Origin of the sequence: Paenibacillus sp. E194, assembly GCF_000935845.1 — a bacterium.
GTDB classification, from domain to species: Bacteria; Bacillota; Bacilli; order Paenibacillales; family Paenibacillaceae; genus Paenibacillus_B; species Paenibacillus_B alvei_B.
This window is the reverse complement of the sequence record NZ_JMDX01000442.1, coordinates 1-2,293: the sequence shown is the minus strand read 5'-3', so window position 1 is coordinate 2,293 and position 2,293 is coordinate 1. Positions and strand designations below refer to the sequence as shown.

Sequence of the window (2,293 nt, the reverse complement as noted above, 5' to 3'; positions counted from 1 at the left end):
TTTAACGGAGACAACACTTTCATTAGAAGATGTCCACTGCACCAGTTCCGATACATCAAGCGTATTGCCGCTCAAGGACACCCCACTGATCTTAGGCAAAGGCTTTACATCTTCTAAGATCAGCTCCTGCTTGCGAACGTCTCCAGGTTTTGCATTCTTATCTTCTTCCGTCCATTTCAACTTCTCGATCGTCGGGTATACCGTAATCTCAACCGACTTCGTCAGCCCTTTGTAAGAAGCTGTTACTGTTGCAGTTCCTTCGCTCTTCGCGTAGACCTTGCCGCGTTCTACTGTTACAGCCATCAGGTTGCTTGATGTCCACTCTGCAAGATCACTAACATCCTGCTGATTATCTGCCGAATTGAGCACGAAGGTCTGCACTTGCAGCGGTCCGTCTCCCAGCATCATGTGCTGTTTCTGATCCGGTGTGATGCGCATCGCTTGGTAAGAAGCACGTACGACCACTGTAATGGATTGCGAAGCCCCAAGGTAGTTCGCCGTTACCGTTGCCGAGCCTACGTTGATAGGCTTGACTTCTCCGTTCTTCACTTCGACGATATTCGCATCGCTTGTTGTCCAATCTGCCTTACCTGTTACATCTTCGAGCTTGCCGTCAGCAGTCTTCGCCTTGGCGGTTACGGTCTTGGAAGCTGCGCCATATTCGAATTCAACCAGCTTATCTGGCGACAGCTCCAATTTGTCGTAAGGCTGCTCAACTTTCATCTCGATCTTCGTGCTTAATCCTTTATGCTTAATGGTAATGTCCGTTTTACCCTTGGACTTCAGTGTAATGACTCCTTTATTCACATCCGCTACATCTGTATTGGAGGAAGTCCAGGAGGCTTCAGCCGTAACGTCATTGTTCGTATTTGTTGATTTGTCCAAGGCGAATGCCTTCCAAGCAAGCTTGTCTCCAAGATTCGCCTTCACTTCAGTGGCAACCTCTTGATCCGTATCTCCTGTGCGTACAACGATCTTGTCATACAAGTATTCGGATACAACCGTTTTCTTCAATGTATATCCTTGATATTTCACTGTAATTTCCGAAGTACCTTTTCCTGCGCCGCTTACCCAACCAGCGTCTACTTTGACAGCACTCGGATTCGAGGACGTCCACGTAGCCAAGCTTGTAACATCTTTCTTATCCGTCTTTCCGCTGATTGTACCAAGCACCTTCAATTGTACAGAGGAACCTTCAACTGTGACGTGTACTGGAGACACATCTGATTCAAAAGCAATACCTGTAAACGAATCTTCTGCATGAACGATACCTTGGATTGGCAGCATACCGAATAGCAACGTGCATACAAGCGCTATGCTAAGCCATGTCGATTTTTTCCTTGATGGGTACACCTTATCTTCTCCCTTCCCGTTTTGCTCCTGTGAGTAGTTCCAATGGAACAAAAAAGTACATATCTACTATAACGGTAAAAAGGAGGGAAATTATTATCTTATGCAGGCAACTTCTTGCGAGCGGCGGCTATTTTGATACTATAGTCCTACTTTCTTACAAGATTGAAAGAGTGCTGTCATCTAAACCAATGGAAACAAGATGATCCATCCTGTATCGTTAACGGTGTAAGAATCAATACTGGTAATTGAGGTGGATGACGAATGAAAAAGAAATTTGGCATAGTAGCTACCATGATACTTGTACTTGTAATGGCGACTGGCTGCAGCCTATTCGGCCCTAAGGCAAATGGACTGATTATGTATGGAACGGATGCTCAAATTAAAGATGCTTTGGAGATCACGAAGAATGATGTGTCGAAGACAGATGATTTCGCATTGAAATATGATGCAAAGCAAGCGGATGACCGTGTCATTGCGATCAGCAAATCAACCGCTCAAGGCTTGTTCAATAATGGGTTGCTTCAACAAGTGAAGGACAAAGACACAACAGAAGTGATTGCGAAGCTGCCTGAAGTAACAGGCGGCAATGCGGTGATCTTCGCGAAGACAGATACAACGGTGACAGAACTGAAAGGTGTAAAGCTCGCTGGTCAGTACGGTGGCGATATTGTAATTGGGGAGTCACGCGGATTTGCCCAAACGATTGTGCTGCTCGATGATGCAGCTTGGGAGAAGCTGAACGCAGACAAGCTTGGCTTAACGGTTGCTCATTTCAAGAAGGATCCGAAGAATTTACTAGTTGACTTGTCTAAGAAATTAGAGAGAGCTCAGATGGTCGTCATTAAAAAGTAAATAACTATATTATAGTCTCCACACAAAAGCACCCTTCTGCAGGATCGGCCACTGAAGTGCACCCCTTATAGTAGACATTGGATAAACC

1 protein-coding gene and 1 pseudogene are annotated in these 2,293 nt (G+C 45.4%); one reads left to right on the top strand and one right to left on the bottom strand.

What is annotated here, in order from left to right; genetic code table 11:
- A pseudogene (locus AZ66_RS28710) lies at nt 1-1,353 on the bottom strand (Ig-like domain-containing protein); the annotation flags it as partial.
- 261 nt (nt 1,354-1,614) lie between these two features.
- Between AZ66_RS28710 and AZ66_RS28705 the strand changes: the two are divergent.
- Nucleotides 1,615-2,205, top strand: coding sequence for a lipoprotein BA_5634 family protein (locus AZ66_RS28705; protein ID WP_044358051.1), 591 nt, complete (start codon nt 1,615-1,617; stop codon nt 2,203-2,205).
- Nucleotides 2,206-2,293: the final 88 nt, after the last annotated feature.

What these genes read in the sequence shown, in the direction of transcription:
- AZ66_RS28705 (WP_044358051.1), top strand. Translation starts at nt 1,615, where the DNA reads ATGAAAAAGAAATTTGGCATAGTAGCTACCATGATACTTGTACTTGTA.